The 18,742-nt window shown below is 56.3% G+C and carries 17 protein-coding genes and 1 pseudogene; 3 read left to right on the top strand and 15 right to left on the bottom strand.

Going from position 1 to position 18,742, the window contains the following annotated elements:
• Positions 1–89: 89 nt before the first annotated feature.
• Entirely contained in the window at positions 90–470 is a 381-nt protein-coding gene (locus AC1DMK_RS27710) for a GNAT family N-acetyltransferase (protein ID WP_477863585.1), read from the bottom strand.
• 150 nt (positions 471–620) lie between these two features.
• Here AC1DMK_RS27710 and AC1DMK_RS27705 point away from each other — a divergent pair, with 150 nt between their 5' ends.
• Positions 621–1,529: a LysR substrate-binding domain-containing protein gene (locus AC1DMK_RS27705; protein ID WP_477863584.1), complete on the top strand. Its 909-nt coding sequence runs from the start codon at positions 621–623 to the stop codon at positions 1,527–1,529.
• Here AC1DMK_RS27705 and AC1DMK_RS27700 read toward each other — a convergent pair.
• Positions 1,526–2,425 (bottom strand): alpha/beta fold hydrolase, encoded by a 900-nt coding sequence (locus AC1DMK_RS27700; protein WP_477863588.1) that lies wholly within the window; start codon positions 2,423–2,425, stop codon positions 1,526–1,528. The two genes, AC1DMK_RS27705 and AC1DMK_RS27700, sit on opposite strands and share 4 nt — an antisense overlap.
• A 954-nt stretch (positions 2,426–3,379) precedes the next feature.
• Between AC1DMK_RS27700 and AC1DMK_RS27695 the strand changes: the two genes are divergently transcribed.
• Positions 3,380–4,348 (top strand): EamA/RhaT family transporter, encoded by a 969-nt coding sequence (locus tag AC1DMK_RS27695; RefSeq protein WP_477863587.1) that lies wholly within the window; start codon positions 3,380–3,382, stop codon positions 4,346–4,348.
• Positions 4,349–5,017: 669 nt separating this feature from the next.
• Positions 5,018–5,770 (top strand): aminoacyl--tRNA ligase-related protein, encoded by a 753-nt coding sequence (locus AC1DMK_RS27690; RefSeq protein WP_477863583.1) that lies wholly within the window; start codon positions 5,018–5,020, stop codon positions 5,768–5,770.
• An 885-nt stretch (positions 5,771–6,655) separates the two neighbouring features.
• On the opposite strand, the gene AC1DMK_RS27685 is transcribed toward AC1DMK_RS27690, so the two are convergent.
• The 13 genes and pseudogenes from AC1DMK_RS27685 to AC1DMK_RS27625 all read right to left on the bottom strand — a co-directional run bounded on the left by AC1DMK_RS27685 (position 6,656) and on the right by AC1DMK_RS27625 (position 18,544).
• Entirely contained in the window at positions 6,656–6,922 is a 267-nt protein-coding gene (locus tag AC1DMK_RS27685; RefSeq protein WP_037067446.1) for a DUF2277 domain-containing protein, read from the bottom strand.
• Positions 6,923–7,308: 386 nt separating this feature from the next.
• Positions 7,309–7,589, bottom strand: a pseudogene (locus AC1DMK_RS27680) (integrase core domain-containing protein); the annotation flags it as partial.
• A gap of 25 nt (positions 7,590–7,614) precedes the next feature.
• Complete coding sequence (locus AC1DMK_RS27675; RefSeq protein ID WP_477863582.1) at positions 7,615–8,847, bottom strand: MFS transporter; 1,233 nt, start codon at positions 8,845–8,847, stop codon at positions 7,615–7,617.
• Between the two features lie 76 nt (positions 8,848–8,923).
• Positions 8,924–9,691 (bottom strand): methyltransferase domain-containing protein, encoded by a 768-nt coding sequence (locus AC1DMK_RS27670; RefSeq protein WP_477863581.1) that lies wholly within the window; start codon positions 9,689–9,691, stop codon positions 8,924–8,926.
• Between the two features lie 62 nt (positions 9,692–9,753).
• On the bottom strand, positions 9,754–10,896 hold the full coding sequence (locus AC1DMK_RS27665) for a 2-aminoethylphosphonate aminotransferase (RefSeq protein WP_477863580.1): 1,143 nt from the start codon (positions 10,894–10,896) through the stop codon (positions 9,754–9,756).
• Positions 10,893–11,642 carry a phosphocholine cytidylyltransferase family protein gene (locus AC1DMK_RS27660; RefSeq protein WP_477863579.1) on the bottom strand — a complete coding sequence of 250 codons (750 nt, stop codon included), beginning with the start codon at positions 11,640–11,642 and terminating at the stop codon, positions 10,893–10,895. The genes AC1DMK_RS27665 and AC1DMK_RS27660 overlap by 4 nt, the downstream gene beginning before the upstream one ends.
• A complete protein-coding gene (aepY, locus tag AC1DMK_RS27655) occupies positions 11,639–12,769 on the bottom strand; it encodes a phosphonopyruvate decarboxylase (protein WP_477863578.1) in 1,131 nt (376 codons plus the stop codon). Before aepY ends, AC1DMK_RS27660 begins: the two co-directional genes overlap by 4 nt.
• A complete protein-coding gene (gene aepX, locus AC1DMK_RS27650) occupies positions 12,766–13,683 on the bottom strand; it encodes a phosphoenolpyruvate mutase (protein ID WP_477863577.1) in 918 nt (305 codons plus the stop codon). The genes aepY and aepX overlap by 4 nt, the downstream gene beginning before the upstream one ends.
• Before the next feature lie 204 nt (positions 13,684–13,887).
• Complete coding sequence (locus AC1DMK_RS27645) at positions 13,888–14,574, bottom strand: CDP-alcohol phosphatidyltransferase family protein (RefSeq protein WP_477863576.1); 687 nt, start codon at positions 14,572–14,574, stop codon at positions 13,888–13,890.
• Positions 14,571–15,335 (bottom strand): HAD family hydrolase, encoded by a 765-nt coding sequence (locus AC1DMK_RS27640; protein ID WP_477863575.1) that lies wholly within the window; start codon positions 15,333–15,335, stop codon positions 14,571–14,573. Before AC1DMK_RS27640 ends, AC1DMK_RS27645 begins: the two co-directional genes overlap by 4 nt.
• Before the next feature lie 600 nt (positions 15,336–15,935).
• Complete coding sequence (locus AC1DMK_RS27635; protein ID WP_477863574.1) at positions 15,936–16,850, bottom strand: hypothetical protein; 915 nt, start codon at positions 16,848–16,850, stop codon at positions 15,936–15,938.
• A gap of 414 nt (positions 16,851–17,264) precedes the next feature.
• Positions 17,265–18,392 carry an RHE_PE00001 family protein gene (locus AC1DMK_RS27630; protein ID WP_477863573.1) on the bottom strand — a complete coding sequence of 376 codons (1,128 nt, stop codon included), beginning with the start codon at positions 18,390–18,392 and terminating at the stop codon, positions 17,265–17,267.
• A 2-nt stretch (positions 18,393–18,394) separates the two neighbouring features.
• Positions 18,395–18,544 carry a hypothetical protein gene (locus tag AC1DMK_RS27625; RefSeq protein ID WP_477863572.1) on the bottom strand — a complete coding sequence of 50 codons (150 nt, stop codon included), beginning with the start codon at positions 18,542–18,544 and terminating at the stop codon, positions 18,395–18,397.
• Positions 18,545–18,742 lie beyond the last annotated feature (198 nt).

The following is an 18,742-nucleotide window of genomic DNA, read 5'->3' as shown; positions in this document are numbered from 1 at the left end:
GTTCACCAGATGCTAAAGACGCTCGACCAAATTGGATTGATCCAAAAGCAACCAGGCCAGGCGCGCAGCATCCAACTGCTTGTCCCGCCTCAAGAACTGCCAATCCTCGGCATAGACAACCCGTCATAATCTCTGAGACGAAACACTAGATGCGGTTCAAAATCGACGTGTAGCCACACTGCGCCCCGATCTCGGGCAATATTTGTCGCCTCTTTGACCAACCTCGTGGCGATCCCCCTCCTGCGCATAAGAGGGCTGACGCAAGTATCTAAAATAAACTCATGCAAAGCGCCATCTGAGGCAACATTGACAAAACCTACTAGTCGCTGCCCGTCGTAAGCCCCAAGGCGCGCGAGGCTTCGTGCTAAAACCGGGCCGAAGTCCCTTGCTCCATGGTCGCCCCAAGCTTCCACACAAAGTCCATTCAGTTCTTCATTCGAAGGAAATCGATCGAGACGAATGGAAACCACTTGACGACCTCATACGAAAAAAATTGAGCCAAAGTGGCATGGACTTGAATATTGAATGAAATGCAGACCAGTCGGCTTAGCGATTGACGAAATCAAGCATTCGGTAGGAAATGCTCTAAGCATGCACGCAAACGCCGACGGCAGGTTTGGATGGATCGTCTCGAAGCAATGAGGATGTTGCTGGCAGTCGTCGACGCCGGGAGTATCTCTGCAGGAAGCAGGAAGCTGAATGCGCCGCTACCTAGCGTCAGCCGCAAGGTCGCCGAGCTCGAAAGGCACCTCGGCGCAAATCTGATCGTGCGCACCAGTCGGAACCTCCAGCTCACCGACGCCGGGAGAGAATATGTCGAGGCGGCGCGCAGGATCATGGCGGACTTGGAGGAAGCAGAGCGGCGGGCCTCCGGCGAATACCAAACCCCACGTGGCACGCTGACGATCACTATGCCGGTGGAATTCGGCGCCCGCTACGTCCTGCCGATCGCCMTGAGCTACATGGAGAAACATCCTGAGGTATCGTTGAACCTGCTGTCGCTCGACAGGACGGTGCATCTGGTGGACGAGCAGGTCGATATCGCGATCCGGCTTGGGGACCTCGCGGACAGCTCGCTCTACGCCGTCAAGACGGGTGAATTCCGCCTGCTGACCTGCGCCAGCCCGGCATATCTGCAGCGCCGAGGTGTGCCGGAACACCCAGGCGATCTGGCGTATCACGATGGAATTCTTTTCAATAAGCGAGGGTTCTTCTGGAGCTTTGACGTCGACGGCCAGGCTGTCGAAGCAATTCCCCGAAACCGTCTTGAGGTCAATACCGCGGCCAACTGCGTGGCCGCGGCCGTCGGCGGGGCCGGCATCGCCCGCCTGTTCGACTATCAGATTCCCGAAGAGCTGGCGTCAGGTTCCCTTGTGCCGGTCCTGGGGCGTTTCGACGGCGCTCTCAGGCCGATCCACATCGTCTACTCTCGCCAGGGCCTACTCACGCTGAAGGTGCGGTCCTTCATCGACTGGGTCCTGCCACGGCTTCGTGCTGTCTCAGGGCGAGGCGAAGCCGTGCACGTCTAGTTCGAAAACGCGGCTCGGACCTCTGCCACTGTCCGTGCCGGATCCTGCAGATGCGGGAAGTGGCCGATACCTTGCAGAATTTCGAACTCCGAACCCGTGCGGTCGGCGAACTCATAGCCCATTTCCTTCTTGATGTAGATGTCTTTGTCGCCCCAGATCACCTTCACCGGTGTCTTGAGCTTGCCGAGATTGGCCTCGAGATAGTCCTCATCCCGGTTGAAGTATGAATAGTAGAATGCGAAGGCATCGGCGGTCGTCAGGCCGTCACGTGCCCAAGAGTGCTTCATATCCTCCTGCACGTCGGAGGGAAGGTCGTATTGCGCTTCCGTCGAGAGTCCTCGCCGGTGCACGTTCTGCAGGATGTCATCGCTGGTCCTGTTCATGTGGGCCCGTGTCGGGGTAGCCGTCGGTTCTGTCTTCAGGTTCTGCAGGCTCTCGTACATGTACTGTGGTCTGTTGAACGGGGCGAAATCGCCGACAATGATCTTCATCGCGACAGCAGGTTCGTCCAAGGCAAGGAGCAGAGCGGGAAGTCCGCCGATATCCGAAGCGTAGATGAGCAGCGTCGATCGGTCGACACCTGCCTTTTCGATGTAGGCCTTCAGGACCTCGGCGTAGCTTTTCGGCGAGTAGGAGAATTTATCCGGCGACGGACGAGAGGACTGGCCATAGCCTGGCCAATCGAAGGCGTGAACCTCATAATCCTTGCCCAGCACAACTGAAATCTCTTTCCAGACGGCCAATGTCTCTGGAAAACCATGCAGGAAAAGAACCGTGCCCTTGGGGGCAGCGGCATAGGAAACCAACCGGCGGAGCGTGATGTTCTCGTCGATCTTGATGAAGTCGCTTTTCGGCTCTGCCTGGAAGGCGGTCGCCTCGGCATGTCCGTATTCCATCGAAGTGGACACCTCGGTGACTGTTGCGACAAGGGCTTTAAGTGGTGGGATAGGCATCTCAGACGTCCTTTCGGTTTGGTTGGATGTAACGAGAAGATCGAACATCGTGCCGGCGACCGGTAGTTGGAGAATTTGATAGGGACCCTCTTGAACCGAGCGGGTGCCAAAAACATGCGACGGGATGACCTATGTCGATTGCGAAGGGATCCACGCCATGCCGCAACCACCAAGGCCCTTACCACTAATGTCTCTGCGCCATCGGCCTGCGCAAGACGGAGACGCTTCCTGGCATGATGACCCGTGATGACTGCGTCGATGCGGCTCTTGCCGGTTTCCACAGACGGGAAGTTCCGACCATTCCCTCACTGGACGACCACGGCGGGCGGGCGCGCGCAGTTGCCAGATGCCGCGATCGATCCCTAACCAAAGTGAGAGGATGGCTCTCAATTTCGCTCAGTACCGGCGGCCCGGCACCGTTGGTAGATTTTACTCATTCACGGATCGTCAGTCAAAACGCCGATTCGCGTCCAACTCAAGCGGGAGAAGACGATCGCCCGCATCAAGGCAAGATGAACATGAACGAAGTAACAGCCCTCAGCAGAAAGAGTCGCCGGAAAAAGTCAGAGGGCTTGCCGGTCATTCGACCGTCGGCACGAAGGACTTGGATGCCGCCGCCGCCTATTGCGACAAGCTGTCTGCCGTCTTTGGGATCGGTCGCGCGCTCGAGCAACCTGGTCGGGGGGCTTCAAGGCCATGCGCTCCTAGAAGATCATTTCCGTTCAACACTGGACCGGGTACCGGCGCACCTGTCCGCACGCCAGGAGAATAATCATGGAAGAAAATGCCGCAATGCTGCCTGCCAGGCGTCAGAACTCGACGGCTGAAGGCTCCTCCACCCAAGCAATGCAGGCTGCAGATGCTACCGAAGTGACGAAGCCGCAATCCCGATCGTCCTTGGACAAACGTTTCTACATAGGCGTTCTGGCCGCACTCTTCGCGGCCTTTGCCTTTTCACTCAATTTTGTCGTGCCGTTTATCATTGGTGGCTATTCCACCTTTGATTTTGCCCTTATCCGGCACGTGGTATCGGCCCTGGTGGGTCTGGGTATTCTGTTTTCGCAAAAAGGGGTGACGCAACATCTCACGCTCCGAAACTGCCTTTTTACAATTTGGCTCGCCTTCATCGGCTACACGGGCTACTTTCTAACAGTAACAAAAGCAGCCATCTTTGCCGGACCGGTGATCGCCCCCGCCTTTCTCGGTCTGGTCCCGATCGTTTTGATGATCATCGGCAATCAGCGGCAGGGATCATTGCCATGGCGATTCCTGGTGACGCCTCTCATGCTGGTGCTGATCGGCCTTGCTTTTGTCAACGGTACAGCACTCACAGTCGAGGGAATGGATTCCGTCCGTTCATTCTGGATCGGCGTTCCATTGGCTCTCGCAGCCGTGGCGTTGTGGGTTTGGTTCGCCATCGCCAACCAGGCCGCGCTGGCGGCACGGCCGGAAATGCCCTCGGGTGTATGGTCCGCGCTCATCCTGGTCGGCGGAGGCGTTTTAATGTTGACCTTCTACCCGGCCGGAGCAGCGATGGGCCTCTTCCAGCTTCCCAAACTCGGATTCGGCTGGCGTGCGGCTGGTTCACTCTATCTTTGGGGCACATCCTTCGCGCTGTTGGCAACCGTATGCGGAGTATGGGCGTGGAATGTCGCGTCGCGAAGCTTACCCGTTGCGCTGGCGGCGCAATTGATCGTCTCGGAAACAGCCTTTGGGGTTATCGGCGGACTTATCGTTCATGCTCGATGGCCGACCGCAATGGAAGCAGGAGGGGTCGCAGTTCTCGTCACCGGGGTGGTCCTGTCTGTCCGCATTTTCTACAAAAGGCGGGCTCAATCCGGCAGCGCAGTGTTTGCCCATGAATAGATGCTCGGCTCCGGTCATCATCGACTTGTCCCGCGTTATGAAGCGACTTGGATGCGCATCACGTCACAAGGCCGGTCCTTCCGCCGGATTTGCCCTGGTTTAAAGCCCGATTGTGTTGGTTCGCTTGGGGCCCGAGAGCGGACAAACGAGTTGTCTTCGCGCCAAGAAGCGGACAGAGTTTACTGCTTACGGCCATCCCCAAGATCTGCCACACGCCCCCCGGCAAGCACCGTGAGCGGAAGGATCAGGTTGGCATGTCTTGCTTGGAACGACGGAGGCCCTTTCATGAAATCTGCTTCCCCGATCACGGGCAGCATAACCAATGGAATCGCGCCAACGTCACGGTTGCTGCAATCAACAATATAATGCTGGCCATAGTTGCGGCTTAAATGATCGCATAGAGAATCCAACAACCTGAACCCCGCCGCATTGCGCCAGGAAGCGGACAAACCAAGGGTTGACCGTCTACACACACTAGGGCATTTATTCGCACCATGAGCAACGCACACGCATCATCGATGAAGGAAGGTCGCAATCAGCGGGCTATCTTCGCATGCGTGTTCGGCGGACGAGGTCTTCACGTCCAGTCGTGAAGCCGCGCGTTTCTGCGCGACCGACTGGACGTAAAGCATTCACCTCATCCTTCAATGGCTACCAGGAGAGTAGGCCATGCTCAGCATTCTGAACGTAAATTCGCTTGTGCATTGGGAGGAACGCGAAATCCTCCGACGCGAGGAGTTCATCCGTCATTTTTCGGAGGAGGTCCGCGCCTTCCTCCGTTCCGTGAATTCCGCCTGGGACATGCGACGGGTCGAAGCACCAACACTTGTTCCACGGACACTTATCTCCGACGCCTATGAAAACCGAGACATATGGGTGCAGGAACAAATGACCTCCACAGAAACGGAACTCGTCCTCCGACCGGAAACCACCCCTTCAACCTACGCCTATATGGCTCATCTTCTTGAAAGCCACTCGGGTGTGAAGCTTCCTCTATGCGTCTGGCAGGCTGGCCGATCCTACCGTCGTGAGCAGGAGCAGACGACTGCGCATATGCGTTTGAAAGAGTTCTGGCAGATGGAGTTCCAGGCGGCGTTCACCGCAGACACGGGCATGGATTACCATGCCGCAAGTCTCGAACCTGTTAGGAAGATGATCGCGTCGGTCATCAACCTTGCGACTAGGATTGTCGATTCCGACCGACTTCCGAGCTACTCGCAGACCACGATAGACGTTGAGATTGATAATGGTTTCAAGTGGATGGAGGTTTGCTCAATTTCGCGGCGGACTGACTTTCCGAAAAAATTCGTGTCGCGAGCAAAAGGGGGCGCAACCCGCGAGCACGATGTGCTTGTCCTGGAGATCGCTATTGGCCTAGACCGATGCCTCCACAATTGGGCGATAGCGGCAGATAAAGCCTAATGGAAAATTGATGGTGCAAGTCGCCTCGGCAAAGCGCCGAGGCGACAGCCAGAGGATGACGGCAAAGGGCCCCGACTGCGGACCAATGCCCCGCCTGGATAGCGCCAGACCCGATGGTTGAACACTTCCCCCAAACAACGAGAGGCGGCATTCTTGATCGCCGGTGATGTGGCTGTTACGATTACTTCAGGCCGCCTCGCCGAACCTGCTGCCGGGTTGAAGGGCGCATCCACGATACTGATGACGACCCTATCCAGAGGTCGATGTGTAATCGGCAGACTTCGACGCGGATAAGGGATCGCTGATGTTTTATGAGACTATAAAATTCTCCCTCGCCAACGTGGCTGCGCTCAAGAAGGCACTCCGTAGACAGTACTCAACCGTCAGGTCTGCCCATGCTGACGAAGCGCTTGCCTCCTCGTTTGGATTTAAGACGTATGCGTCAATGCTGATCGTCCTACGTCAGGTGAGTGGGTCCGCGCGTTTGATTGTTCAAACGGACCCCGCTTTGCTTCAACTCCGCCTTGAGCAATTGGGATACGCCGGGCCCGAATTAGCGACTTTGCGACGGTTGACCATGGAAGTGCCATACCCCGACCCGTGGGCGGGAGATGAGCTGGAGCAGTCTCTGATCCGACGCCGTTTGCCGGAAGCGGCAAATTCAGAGACTGGCGTTCGCACGTAGCCGCTTTCTGCTGTCTTGCCTGCACACATGGCCGCCGTCTCGGGCTGACTGCAAACGAACGCCTCGGTTGGATAGCAGCCAACGGAGAACATCATCATCCTGCTGTAGCATATCCCTGCCAAGGCTCACTTTCTATGAAGCCGCCAATGGTCGTCCACCTGCACGATCCGAACTATGAGCTCATATGCGTGACGTGCCTCTCACGCGAACCGGATCGCCGTTCGCGCGCGCGCCTTTGCGGCTACTTCCTCACGATCGCGAGGTGGTTGAGTAGTCTCCAGCGAATCGAGCAGCTCGTGGGCGCATGTCGCGATCGAACTGACTGCGCGCTCGAACGCGGCTGCATTGCGTTTCGATGGCTTGGTGGTTCCGCTCACCTTGCGCACGAACTGAAGCGCGGCATCATGGATCTCCTCGTCCGTCGCTGGCGGATCGAAATTGAAGAGGGGTTTGATATTTCGGCACATGACTTGCTCCCGGTCATCTTCTCTCTGCCACTGCGCGGAGGGTGGCGTAACATAAAAAGTAGTCGCGTGAGCGCCAATTACAACTGGACGGGGACCCACGGCAGGCCCATGGGTGCGAGTTTGGCAAACTTGATCCACGTTTCAATCGCGACGACCGGGCAGGTGGCGTCGGCGGAGCCGCGTCCGACTTCGACCTTGCGCCATCCTCGACAGGAGCCTCGGCTGAATCTAACTTCCAGGACATGCCGAGATATATGCCCTCATCTATGCTTCTCATAGCCGTCGGAGAGCCCGCCCGTCAGCGAGGTTGAAACCCACAGCACCGCCTGGAGGGCTATTTAGTGAAGTGAACCGCGCCGGGTTTGCCGGAGGCTGTTTGGCTTAAGTTATGCTGCCATGGCTGGTTCGGCCAGCATGGCGTAGTATTGCTCCTCAGCTTCGGCTGGCGGGATATTCCCGATGGGCTCCAGAGCCGTCGATGGTTGAACCAGTCGACCCATTCATGGGTAGCGAATTCGACAGCTTCGAAGTTTCGCCAGGCTCGGCGTCGATGAATGACCTCGGCCTTGTAAAGACCGTTGATAGTTTCGGCCAGTGCATTGTCGTAGGAGTCGCCGACGCTGCCAACGGCGAGTTTTATCCCGACCTCTGCCAGTCGCTCAAAATAGTGGAAAATTCCAGTTGCAAATGGCTCAATTTAACGGGGGCTCGTCAACAGCATTTCTGCCTATAGCGTGCACGACAGATGTAATTGGGAGAGTTGCTGCCGCAAACAGCCCAAGACATGTTGCGATCGGTACTTCCAACCGAAGGAGCAGAGTGCTTATCGCCAGGGCCAAGGCAATAGAGAGCGAACTTGCGATGTTGTTCGCAGCAAAAATACGTGACTTCTCGTTTTCATTGGCCGCTTGATACAAGGCCGACGAAAAATGGGAGGCGTACACGCCCGAAGCCAACGCGATTACAAAGAAGTCGAGTAGCATCCGGTTTGGAGCAAGGGAGATCGAGAATTGCAGATCGATGCCCATGCCTGCGATCAACACGGCCATTATGTTGGGCAGGTAGCGGGCGATGCGGCCACGATTTAGCCAAGAGCCGCCTCCCAATCCCAGACCAACGCCGAATGTGAAGACTAGCAGGATAGACGCGATCTGCGCTTCGGCGCCAAGCAACGTGTAGCGAACCAGAACGGCGACGTTCGAGAGATACACGGCACCGAGCGCCCAGTACCAAGAAAGCGCAAGGATGGAAGCTAGTACACGGCGATCCTGCATGGCCAAGCGAAGAATCCGCAGCGTAGGCTGAATTGGATTGATGCCAAGCGTGGCGCGTGGGGCGCTTGCGCCGGCAAAGCTGGGACTGGCGATCGTAAGAAGGAGCGACACGCCGACGATCAGCAGCGCGACAAGGCCGATCATTTTACGATCTGGCTCGGCTCCAAGGATTGTGCCCAAATAAGTCGCGCACAAAATTGCTGCCATGGAACAGGCCTCGACAACGGCATAGCCCATTCCATGGGCCGGACGGGGAAGCAGATCCGAGACCAATGAGTACTTGATCGGGCTATACAATGTGGAGGTTACTCCTTTTGCAAACAACAGTATCAGCAAAAGTGGCACGCTACTGGCATAGAAGCCGTAGGCGGTACATGCCGCAATTGCCATATCGGCGTATCTGAGCCCGAGCGCCAAACTCTTTTTGTTGAAGTGGTCGCCGAGATAGCCGCCATGGGCAGAAAAGATGAAAAATGGCGCCATGAACAAAACCCACGCCAAGGATGCCAGCCAGCTGAGGTGCTCAGCATCAATGTCGCCGCGGAATGCCATGAAGACAATCACCGAATTCTTCAGCAGCACGTCAAAGGCCGCGTTCGAGGCGCCGATAACGCAGTGCATCGCAAATGGCCAGTTTATCGGTTCTTTCATCGGCTGGACTTCAGTCGTTGATCTATCGGAGCCTGAGAGCAGTCGTGATCAGACATGAGTGTCGGGAAACCTGCCTTCACGCCGGAAGGCGGACCAAGACGGCGCAGGCACAATAGTGATCCTCCAGCGGGAAGATGCCCTCCATGTGAGCGAGACCGGCAAGCTGGGAATCATCGAGATGGCAAAGAACGTGGGCGAAAAAGCCCGAATTCATCCCGAAGCTGTAAAAGTCCTCGAAATTAGCGAAGCTGACCGTCTTGGTGAAGTGTTCCACGGCAACCACATCGAGCCCTGCCTTCGTGCAGAACGAAACGATCGTATCGGCATTCTCGGGTGCCCTGTTCTTGTCGCGGATGAACTCATCCGGAAGCACCATGCGTGCCAGAGAGTAAATGCGTGGAAATGCCTGGAACGTGCTGCTGACGATCGAGTAATATCCCTGCGGCTGCAGAAGCCTTGCAGTGCGTGAGACAATGTCCTCGCCATCGATGAACGTCGTCAGGAAATGCATCAGGATGAGGCTCATGCTCTCGGGGGCGAAATGTTGCCCGGAATTGGCCACATCATCGTGGATTGAGTGGAAACTCAGCTTGGACTTGGCAATCCGAAGCATCTCCTCAGAGAGGTCGATTCCATGCAAAGTGGCGTCGGGATAGGCCTTTTGGATGGCGATCAACGACTCACCGGTTCCGACCGCAAGATCCAACACGCTCTGGGTCTGATCGGCCACTACGTGCTTGCGGATCTGTTCCAAAGCAAGGGTTCTGGCGCCGGCGAGCAAACCTCTTTCGTCGTGATCATATGTGTGAGCTATGCTCTGGTCGTATAGTCTGCCAATGTTCATGTAGAACATGCTCCTGGTGGTTTTTGATGATTCAGCTGGCATGCCCGATGGCACGCCGCAGTTCAGCTGCATTTCCTGATCGTGTTCTGTTGCAGATCGATCGAGTGTTCAGCCAGGTATTGACGAAGCACATGCAGGAATGCCTTGATATCCCTTGGTGCGATCTGACCGATGTTGGCTAGTCGGAAGCACTCGATTTGTCCGACCTTTCCGGGATAGATGGTAAAGCCTTTCGCCAGAAGCGCGTCGTGCATTGCATCGAAGCTGAAATTCGGATGCGGGGGTATCAGGAACGTTGTTAGGAGCTTCGACTGTGGCAGGTCCGGTACAGCCATTCTAAAGCCCAGCTTATCCATGCCGTTAACCAGAACTTCCCAGCAATGGCGGTAACGCATGTAACGCGCGATTTGGGACTCTTCGAAAAACTCATCGAGAGCAGCATCGAGGGCATATAGAACTTGCACTGGCGGTGTGAACCGCATCTGCAAGCTGCTGTGAAAGCCGTGATATTGTGCGTATAAGTCGAGGTATAAACTCCGCGGGCGGTAGTCCGGAGGAGGGGTCAGCAGTTCGTTGCGGCAAATGACGAATGAGATGCCAGGTGTGCCCTGGATGCACTTGTTCGACGACGAAATTAGGACGTCTAAGGATGTCTTTCTCAAATCGATTGGGATGCCGGCATAAGAGGACATGGCATCAACGATGAGCTTGACGCCGAACCTGCCCGACAGATCACTTAATTCCTCTATTGGGTTGAGGACACCGGTGGTGGTTTCATGGTGTACCGCGACCAAATGGGTGATCGCCCGGTCTTTCGCCAAGAGAGCCGCAATGTCTTCCAGATTGGGCAGTTGATTATAGCCCGCTTCGCAGCCCACCACCTGCTCGGAACGCAGATGGATGCGGCACATCTCCAAAATGCGAAGGCCATAGGCGCCGTTGATCAACACCAGGATCTTGCCGTTTGTCGGGATGAGCGAGCTGATGCAGGCTTCGACGGCACAGGTTCCGGACCCTGCGAAAAGTACAGCACTATGTGTGTCTTCGCCGTGGACGATCTCCACGAGCCGCCGGCTGATCGCCTCCTGTAGCTGGCCAAACTCGATCTCGCGCGGACAAATGTCGGAGACGATCTGAGCCTGTTTCACACGCTGGCTGGTCGTCGCAGGTCCTGGGGTCAAAAGAATGTTTCGCATCGGGATCATGCCGGCCCTCCCGCAACGGAAGCGATACGCGGCCATATCACGGTGTTTGCGCGTGCCAGATGTTCGAGCGTATCGATTTCAGTCCAAGGCAGCTCCGTCTTTTCGATGTGCAGGGGTAGTGAGCGAGCAATCCCAACCAGACCTTCTTCGTAGTGGAAGCCGACGGGGCGCTTGTGTCCCTCGCGCGCCATCCACGCCTCAATCGCGGACGGAATGCTCTGATCCAGCTTGCAGATGCCGACCAGTTCTGCGTCGATGCGCACCAGCGAGTGCCGGTCCTTCGATAGGTTCACGAGATGCGATCGGTCATCCGTCTGGATGTAAACCTCGTCGCCCGATCCCGTTCGCCCGGAGGCAAGAATGACATTGGGAAACGGGCACTCCAGCACCCGATCGATCATCGCGGCGTCGTAAAGAAGGTCGGACTCCAGCGAGAGAAAGTCGCAACCGAGGTTTCCGGCGCATAGTAGAAATGTCTCAAGGCTGCCGGAGTTGGCATAATCGAGATTGGCAACGCAATCGATCTGAATGCTCCTGATGCGCGAGGACAGCGCCTCATACTCAGCCGCCATGTGTCCTGTACCGATGACGATACGGCGGATACCACGATCAGCCAGGATAGCGATCGACCGTTCGACGATCGGCTGTCCTGCGATGGGTATGAATCCCTTTGGGGCATTGCGGGAGAATGCCGATATTCGGCTGCCAAGCCCTGCGGCCATGATGACTGCGGTATCGATGCTCATTGCATGAACTCCTGCAAGCGACGCACCACATCCGCAGGCGAAATGGTGGGCCGTCCGAGCGGAGAAATTGATCCTGGCGCTATCGAAACGTGCAGGAAGGTCAGTCGTGGCTGAGCCAGCCAATCGTCCAGAGCCTGCTCGACTTCACTCAGGTTCGAAGCACTAGCCACGTGGGAATATCCGGCACCGTGCGCGATCATGGGCCAGTTCATGCCGCCGGACGCGGTGGCTTGACCACCGGTGGAGTCGTGCATCTCGTTGTCGAGCAGCACATGAAGCAGACTATCGGGTCGATAGCAGGCGTTGGTTGCCAGATTTCCCATGCGCATTAGCAGGGCGCCGTCTCCGTCGAGCGCTATTATCTTCCGCCCGGGTCGGGCGATGGACAACCCAAGCCCGATCGAGGATACACAACCCATTGAGCCGACCATGTAGAAATTGTTGGGAGCATCTTCGATGGTAAAAAGCTCCCTTCCGCACATTCCGGTCGTCGCCAGCAGCACGGTGTCGTCTCGCTTGCGGTTGGAGATCACCTTCAGGACGTCATGGCGGCGGGGCCGTTTGAGATCTCGCGAGCTCGGGATCATMAATGTGCCGCCTTGAAAGGCCTGGCGCGCTGATGGTGTGAGGTCGAGCGGAGAAAAGCTGCCCTTCGACACGAGATAGAACACGGAAGTTCCGGCACGCAAATAGTCCTGACCTTCTTCGAGTTGTCTTGCCGCCGCCGGCAGGTCGGCCTGAAGGTGGATGACGTGCACGCCACTGGTCTCCAACAATTGTCTCGTAATCCGTCCCATGAATTCGTGCTGGACCTCGTCGGGAACACCCTCTTCGCCACGGAAGCCGACAAAGCCGGTGACGGGGATTTCATAAATGTTGGTCAGCGACGTCAGGGGGGCCAGCGCATTTGCCAGTCCGGAGTTCTGCAGGAGCACTGCGGATTTCTTGCCGCCCAGTTGAGCGCCGGCTGCGATGGCAACGGCCTCGCCCTCGTTCGTCGCGGCGACATAATCGAGAGAATTGCTCGCGAGATTGATCAGGGGCTGCAGAAGGGAGCAGGGAACTCCAGAAAACAGTTCGTAGCGATGCGTCCGCAGCAGGGCCCCGAATTTATTGGTATCGATCATAGCCGTTGGCCTGCCGCGGTATAATCCTTGATGTCTCGCCATTCGCCAGGGAGGTATTTTTCTTCGGCCTGCTGCAATTCTTCGGCACCCTGAAGCCGGAATATTTCCGATACAGGAGCGATCTTGTCCTCTTGATGCGCGATAGACTGCATCTTGAAGATGTCCTCGGCAGTCTTGCGCATCACCGATACGGCGGAACGGAGGATGTGGTTCGCCCAGATAATTGTAGAGATGCCCAGCTCCGCGAAACGAGGCGTCGGTGTGGAATGATAGGTCGTTGGAACAATGACGACAGGATGGCGATTGCCCCATTCCCCCATGAAGGCCTCGATTTCCTCAGGCCCAGACTTCTTGCTATGCACCAGGATGGCGTCGGCGCCAGCCAAGCGATAGGCTTCGGCTCGATTGAGTGCCTCTTTGACGCCGGCGCCCACAATAAGCGCCTCAGTTCTCGCGACGATCACGAAGTCGTCGTCGCGCTGCGTGTCTTTTCCGGCTTTGATCTTGCCGCAGAATTCATCAAGTTCTGCCAGTCCCTGCTTTTCCCCGTCGATGAAGGAATTGGTTTTCGGAAACAGCTTGTCCTCAATGCACACACCTGCGATCTGGCGAGATTCGAGCTTGGAGACCAGTCGACGCAGGTTGTTGAAGTTCCCGTAGCCGGTATCGCCATCAAGAAGGATCGGCACGCGCGTGGCGTCGCTCATGAATTCTACAAACTCGAGAACCTGGGTCCAACTGACCTCGTTGTTGTCACGGACGCCCATCGAGCCTGACAGGGTCAGACCGCTGGCCCATATGCCCTTGAACCCCGCTTCCTCGACGATACGTGCACTCATGCCGTTATGCGCCTCGCACAGGAAATCGAGCCCCTTGCTTCGAAGCATTTCTCTGAGTTGCGTTGTCTTCTTCAAAGTCCAATTCCTTCAAATGTCTAGGTTTCGGCAAATTGCCGTCGCGCCGAGAGCCGCAAGACGATGCAGCCTGAACAAGAAAGCGGTGCCCGCTTTCGCGAATTGATTTGATCCATTGGAGACGGCGCAGCAGTACGACCCATGACACCGATCAGGAGTTACGGTCGCATCCTCTGGCACGTCACCGGCCAAAAGGGTGCCAGCTTAGGGAAGCTGTGCTGCCAAGGCGGATGTCTTTCTCGAAGCGAGAACCATCAACCCGATCTCCAGAAGCGTCAAAGGGACGGCGATGTAATAGGCCAGCAGAACGGTCTCCAAAAGATCAAGACTGGGAAGCGAACCAATCTGAAGCCTGAAATCAGGAAAGCAAAACAAGGCCACCATGAGAGCTGAGTAGGCGTAGATCTCGAAGCTCCAGCCAAGGCGCGTGATAAACAATTGGCCCGCATATATTCGAATTATGTATGTCCAGCATGCAAGGGCCTGACGCAGCAACATGGCGCCGAACACTAAGGGCTCATGGAGATCGAACCTGTAGACAATGGCAGCCTGTAGAACGAAAAAGCCAAGAGCGTCACCGAAATGGTCCAGAAAGCCTCCGAATTCACTACACTGACCGGTGTTCCTGGCGTGAATGCCGTCGCAGGAATCAAGCAGGATCCACAAGACCAGCAAGCCGGCGCACGCAAGAAGCGAGTAAGGTTGCGTCGACAAAGCCAGAATTGCCGCCGCAACGAACCCAACGCCGATCGCAGCGAGCGTCAGGGTATTTGGATGAACCGATCGCGGAATAAGGGCGACCAGTCTGGACAATAATGGGTAAACCAGTCGATCCGTGATGTCGTGATTGGTAGCAGACGGCTTGGCTGCAGAGGGCTCCGGTTGGATCATGAGCTTTTTCCAATTATCTTCGGCATGAATGTTTTGGCGTAGCTGAAACCGGCGTATTTCGACGCCGTGAAAACTCTAGTTTCCCAGTTTTGTTGCCTGGCATGGCGCCTGAGTTTGGCGTCGGGATTGATCGCTACGGGATTGCCGACAACCTTGAGCATATGGCGGTCCTCCCAGTGATCGCCATATGCATGACATCGACCCAGTTGGATACTGTTGCGATGTGCATAGTCTTGCACGATCCTGGCCTTCGCCTTACCAAACGGAATAGGTCCCCGAACTTCACCTGAAAACTGACCTTGGCGAATTTCGAGAGTGGTTGCATAGCACTCGTCAGCCTTGAGGTAGTCTGCTGCTTGCAAGGCGATGAAATCAATCGTTGCAGACACGATGACGATCTTGTCTCCTGCCTGTCGGTGTTTGTCGATCTGAGCGAGCATATCGGGAAAGAAAGCCCGACTGAGTTTTGCGTGAAACAGTTTCTTGTAGATATCAAGACAAGGCTCGACGCTCTCTCCTGCAAACAATTCGGACAGGATCCGTCTTTTCAGAGTTTCCGTACCATCGATCAGATGCAGATCGTAGCGCAGCTGTAGGCTGAGAATCTTGAAGAACTGCTTTAGACTGATACCACCTTGTGCAAGCTGGTGATATGCGAACACCTTCTCCCCAACGCAAGCCCAAAGCGTTTTATCGAGATCAAAGAAGGCTGCAGCAGGCATTGAAGGTCTTTCGGCGATGCTGTTGACATAGATATACAATGACATCACAACCAGATACGTAGTTGATGTCTTGGATATCAGAAATTTAATACTTATTTTTTCAGTATATGTTCAGGACGTTCTTCCGAAACACCTAAGAAGGTCATTGGTCTAATTGTTGTTTGACAGCGCTGAGCTTTGTTGCTGCCTAAAAGGCGTTATAGAAAATACTGGGTGATTTGAAAGGGGAATTGCTTGCCCGAGGCCTACCCTCGCTGTCTCATATTTGGGTATATCGGGTTAACCGGTGACCGGAGACGCGCTCATAAGGCTTGTCCGCGCTTGCAGCTCGTTCTGTAGGATCTGAGGGTCAAGTCGATGGGAGATTGTAGCGGTTTTATAGTGCCAGTGATTTAAACCAAAAGTGGCAATCGCTTCTGCAGTTAAAATCTACGGCTCGCCACTTGTGAAAGCCACTTGGGCGACGCGCCGCCGAAGCACTCAGATACTGCATGGCGATTGTGTGTCAGAGATAAGCTATGGCCGAAAAGCCGTTGGCAGCGATTGCAGCCACACGCTTTCCACAGATCGGATAGCAGCCTATACGTTTGCGAGATCTCTGGACGAGGAGAGCCAACAGCGACAATCACTTCCGCTTGTTCAGTCTCCGCCAGTCTGACGCTGAAGCGACCATTGAAACGCTTCATCGATGGCTGCGAACTTGGATGCCTGCCAGCGCCGATGGTCGCGTATCAGCGCTTCCGAAATCCAGAAATTACCACCATTGCCAGGCAGGTCCCATCCAACAATATCGTGCATCCGCGCCCGCACGAATACGCGCTGAGCATGGCTGCGGGAGATGACGTAACGCTTGGCAAGCTCCCCTATGCGCAAAGGCCCGATCGATGTCCGCGCCTCTAGCGCCCGTTCTGGCGGCAATCTTGACATGATGTCGTGTAGGATGTTGCTGCCTGATGCTGTCCGAACGAACCCCCCCACAGTCGAAGGTGGGTCGGACCAGTTCGGATCGTGAAACAAACGTCGAGCCATTCTTGGCTGCGCATACCAAAGCAACCGTTGGTCCGCCGATGACTGCAGATAACGCGTACCTTGGTCGAGCATATCCAGCGACTTCAGATGCTCATCGAACCATTCGCGGATCAATCCTTCTGCAGTATCGGCAATCTTAAGTGGACGAAAGCGCCTATCTCCTTTTGGTTCGGCATCGAGCAAAAGACGGTAGTTGCGCATTTCTGCGAGATGTGCGGTCGCCGTGTTCTTACTGGCAACCTTGTTGTCTGCGATGAATGCGATCAGGTTTGTAGCCGACAGGCCGCACTGGGCTGGGTTGGTAACGGTCTCGAAGTGAAATGCGAGAATTGCTTGGGTCAGCAGCCACCTTTTCATGTCTGCGGTATAGCGCACGATGCGCGGCGCCGCATCGTGCATGGCAATAAGCTTCAGCGCAGCATTTCTTAACGCGACGGCAAAGAGCGGATTCTCCACAATCGTCTCGAGTGTCAGCATGTTCTGCGCATTGACAACGGAGCACATCGGGGTCGCGACGAAATTCACCAGGTATCTCCATGCGAGGACGAGTAGGGCGAGCCAACGCCGATTGGATCGCCCGGCGGCTCTTCTACACGTGGCAACTTTAAATCCTTATGCCTGCCCGCACGCTCCCGACGATAAAGACTGATTGTACTGACGAGGATATCGAGATTGTGGGAGATGCCGCTCAATAGGTCGATGGGAGCTGGCCATGAACCGTCACTCATCCCTCGGTGCGGGGTCTTCCGGAACTTCCGTATATCGCTCAATTCCGATCCAGGCACGTCGGGCGGCGTCTCCAGTTCAAACATTGCGAGGCCCCAGAACGGGCCCTACAGCGGTCATGGTTCATAAATGTGGAACCGTAAAGTTTGAGCGATTCCACATTCAGCTTGGTGGCTGGGGATCATGCCCGGCCACTTTCGTTTTACTTGTCGTTCAGATGATGCCCCAGGCGCGGTAGCGTCCTCGCCCGGTGATTTCGCGGATGCCGATATCGTTGAGTAAATTGAGGGCGCCCCGGCTGCTGACCCTGAGCTCGCGGGCGACCATGGACGACGAGACCAACGGGCGCGACAGCACGAAGTTTGCAAGGTCTGGCAGGCTGCTATTGGAACGCCGATCCTTGAAACGCATCTCCATTTGTGTTTGGGCAAGTAGAAGGCGGTCCATTTCCTTGAGGCCCAGGCCGGCGCTCCCCGCCATGGCTTCGAGAAACGACTGCAGTCGCATCAATCTGTCTCGGGAGCGCCGCCGTTCGTGACGAATGGTCTTCAGGCCCGCATAGAACGAAAACAGGTGCGACGTGACCTTGCCGCGCGCCCGCAGATAGCTTGCGACGAGCAGGCCGCCAAGCCAGTGCTGGCGTCGCAACGGCTCGATTTTCTCCCAGGCTTCAAAGAGCAATGCAGCTCCCACCGTCGGCGGCAGTTCGTCTGCGATGATCATGACGTTTCGCCATTCGCGCAGCCGTTCCTTTTCGTCCCACTCCTCGTCGCCAAAGAGGCCGAGCGGATCGTCAGCTCGGGGTTCCATCGCCGGCCGGGCGAGGGCTTGCGCTGTGGGCTTACCCAAATGGCTGTCCAGCAAACGCTGGGAGCGTTCCAGCACGGCGTCGATCTCTGCCAGTTCGGCAGACAGGGGCTCGTCCATACCGCCGCCACCGTCTTCCTCGACGATTTGTTCTGCACCCTTGCTTTCGGGAGCCCTTTCCTCCGCGCCTCCGATTCCTGCGAGGATCGTAAGGCCTGCATTGCTGAGCGCCCAGGCCGGCGCACTCGTCCAGATTCGTCTCCGCGCGCGCAAGATCCCGTGCGCGATGGTCAGCTCATGGCTCGGTGCACGCGCATCCATATGCGCATCGTGGAGAACGAGGTCCTCAAGATGCACAAGTTCGCCTGCCACCCACATGGCACCAACCGCATCGAAGAAATGACCGCGCTCTGCGAACCCCTCACCGACCGATGAGCGCTGCACTCGCTCATCCAGCCGCGCCAGCCCGTCCTCCGCGTGAACAAGGCGGGGCAGCAAATCTTTCAGCAGGGAGGCGTCTATGTCGTAGGCCATTGTTACGTCTGTTTGCCAGCTCGATAGGCCTTGTACAGCGCGTCGAGCCTCTGGGGCAGATACTGTCCGAACTCCGGCGCATCCCCCATCTTCAGCGCGATCGCAAGCGAATTTCGCAGCGTCTTGACGCGGTGCTTGATCTTGCCATCCATTGCGGGGGTCCAATCATACTCCACGGCGTCCAGCTTTTCCGGCTCCCTGACAAACTAGGCGAGCGCCAATTCGAAGCGGCGATCGCTTTCAAGCCCGCTCGAAACGCTAATGCTGTCCAAAACAACCGATCTCCAGACATGCGCTTTTTAGGCGATTCTTCGCGAAAATTGTATTGAAGATCGCACGATTCGTGGTTC

The sequence above is a fragment of the Rhizobium sp. 05L419 genome (assembly GCF_056397845.1).
The sequence above is the reverse complement of the archived record's forward strand: the minus strand, read 5'-3'. Positions and strand labels throughout refer to the sequence as shown.